The organism is Anaerotignum lactatifermentans DSM 14214, from assembly GCF_900142265.1.
Lineage (GTDB): Bacteria > Bacillota > Clostridia > Lachnospirales > Anaerotignaceae > Anaerotignum > Anaerotignum lactatifermentans.
In genome coordinates, this window is record NZ_FRAH01000138.1 from 1 (window position 1) to 2593 (window position 2593).

Annotated in this window: 3 protein-coding genes and 1 pseudogene; all 4 read left to right on the forward strand. The window is 49.0% G+C overall.

All coding sequences use genetic code 11. The features are described from left to right. Positions 1-57: 57 nt before the first annotated feature. Positions 58-141: pseudogene (locus tag BUB35_RS18045) on the forward strand (Maff2 family mobile element protein); the annotation flags it as partial. 16 nt (positions 142-157) lie between these two features. After that, a complete protein-coding gene (locus BUB35_RS18050) occupies positions 158-1027 on the forward strand; it encodes a VirB6/TrbL-like conjugal transfer protein, CD1112 family (RefSeq protein WP_072853996.1) in 870 nt (289 codons plus the stop codon). Positions 1028-1048: 21 nt separating this feature from the next. Beyond that, a complete protein-coding gene (locus BUB35_RS18055) occupies positions 1049-1456 on the forward strand; it encodes a PrgI family protein (protein WP_072853998.1) in 408 nt (135 codons plus the stop codon). After that, positions 1401-2593: VirB4-like conjugal transfer ATPase, CD1110 family (locus BUB35_RS18060; protein WP_416385644.1), on the forward strand; the 1193-nt coding region annotated here is incomplete at its 3' end. The genes BUB35_RS18055 and BUB35_RS18060, both read left to right, overlap by 56 nt.

Consider the following 2593-nt stretch of genomic DNA (forward strand, 5'->3'; position numbering starts at 1 on the left):
AGGGGGAACAGCACCCCTTGAAAAATCAGGGGAAAATGGACGAGTTCCTACTAATTGGGGATAACACAGCTTATGGCGGGCGGCGGCGTTGCTCTCGTCGGTATGATTTTGGTACCTCTGCTTTCCGGGCTATTCGCATAAGCCGCGGAGGTAGCCTATGCAGAGCATACTTGACGCGATTAACGAATGGATAAAAGGTATTCTGATCGGAGCCATCAACGGTAATCTGTCAACTATGTTCGGGGACGTAAACGAAAAAGTAGGCACCATCGCAACACAGGTAGGGCAAACCCCGCAAGGCTGGAACGCGAATATCTTTTCCATGATACAAACCCTCTCGGAAAATGTCATTGTTCCGATTGCGGGGCTTGTCATTACCTATGTCCTATGCTATGAGCTAATCAGCATGGTAGTGGAAAAAAACAATATGCACGACGTTGACACCTTTATGTTTTTTAAGTGGTTTTTCAAAGCGTTTGTTGCCGTTTTCTTGGTAACGCACACTTTTGACATAACAATGGCGGTGTTTGACGTGGCGCAGCACGTTGTTTCCGGCGCAGCGGGGGTGATCGGCGGCGAAACAGCAATCGACGCCGCCGAAGCCCTCGCTTCCATGCAGGACGGGCTGGAAGCTATGGAAATCCCCGAATTGCTCTTGCTTGTTATGGAAACAAGCCTTGTCAGCCTTTGCATGAAAATCATGTCGGTGCTGATAACGGTTATCCTCTACGGCAGAATGATAGAAATTTACTTGTATTGCTCTGTTTCTCCTATTCCATTCGCAACCATGACAAACCGGGAATGGGGACAGATTGGAAACAACTATCTCAAAGGGCTTTTTGCCCTCGGCTTTCAAGGGTTTTTGATTATGATATGCGTTGGCATTTACGCTGTCCTTGTCAATGAAATGGTAGTAGCCGACAACTTGCACAGCGCGATTTTTTCCCTTGCAGCCTATACGGTGATCCTCTGTTTTTCCCTGTTCAAATCCGGCGCACTTGCAAAATCTATATTCAACGCCCATTAAGGGCAGAAAGGAGGTATTCGCTTGGCGTATGTTACCGTACCGAAAGACCTTTCCAAAGTCAAAACAAAGGTAGCGTTCAACCTTACGAAACGGCAGATTATTTGTCTTGGCGCGGCTCTCCTTGTGGGATTGCCGTTTTTCTTTTTGCTCAAAGACAGCGCAGGGACGACCCTTGCGGCTATGGCAATGATCGTCGTTATGCTGCCTTGTTTTCTCTTTGCCATGTATGAACGGCATGGACAGCCCCTTGAAGTCGTGATAAGAAACATTGTTCAGACAAAGTTTATCCGACCAAAGGAACGCCCTTACCAGACGGAAAATCTCTATACCGTATTGGAACGGCAACGAAAACTTGAAAAGGAGGTATCGGCTATTGTCAAAGGCACAAGCACCAAAGGCGCGGGAAGCCGCCGCAGGAACAAAGCGTAAATTGTCCCGCGCCGAAAAGAAACAGATCGCCGCCCTTATCCAGCAGGCAAAGGGCGACGGAAAAGCGCACACCGCACAACAGACCATTCCTTACTTGCAGATGTTCCCGGACGGGATTTGCAGGATTACGGAAAAGAAATACAGCAAGAGCATTGTGTTTGAAGATATTAACTATCAGCTTGCACAGGCAGACGACAAGACCGCCATTTTTGAAAACTGGTGCGATTTTCTCAACTACTTTGACGCGAGCGTGAGCGTGCAGCTCTCTTTCATCAATCAGGGAACGCAGCGCGGAGAAGCAGAAAAAGCTATCGACATTCCGGCGCAGGACGACGCTTTCAATTCCATTCGTACCGAGTATTCGGATATGCTCAAAAACCAGCTTTCAAAAGGCAACAACGGGCTTGTCAAATACAAGTACATTACATTTTCCATTGAAGCGGACAGCTTGGCGGCGGCAAAATCCCGCCTTGCCCGTATCGAAACGGACGTACTCAACAATTTTAAGGTACTTGGCGTATCTGCCCACCCCATGACGGGCTATGACCGTTTGAAAGTGCTGCATGGCGTATTCCACCCGGAGGGCGAGCCGTTTTCCTTTGATTGGGCTTGGCTTGCCCCGTCCGGGCTTTCCACCAAAGATTTTATTGCCCCCTCGTCATTCCGTTTCGGAGAGGGACGCACGTTCCGTATGGGACGCAAGATCGGCGCGGTGTCGTTCTTACAGATACTTGCGCCGGAGCTGAACGACCGTATCTTATCGGAAATCCTCGACCTTGAAACGGGCGTGATTGTCAATCTGCATATCCGCAGTATCGACCAAAGCGAAGCCATTAAGACGATTAAGCGGAAAATCACAGACCTTGACAAGATGAAGATTGAGGAACAGAAAAAGGCAGTCCGCAGCGGCTATGATATGGACATTATTCCGAGCGACCTTGCCACGTTCGGCAGCGAAGCAAAAAATCTCTTGCAGGATTTACAGAGCCGCAATGAGCGAATGTTTCTCCTTACGTTCCTTGTGGTAAATATGGCAGACACAAAGCGGAAACTGGAAAATGACGTGTTCGCGGCGGCGGGTATCGCACAGAAATATAACTGCGCCCTTACCCGGCTTGACTATCAGCAGGAAGCAGG

Bases quoted from the DNA above. Each gene is read 5' to 3' on its own strand.
- BUB35_RS18050 (WP_072853996.1), top strand. From the start codon at position 158: ATGCAGAGCATACTTGACGCGATTAACGAATGGATAAAAGGTATTCTG.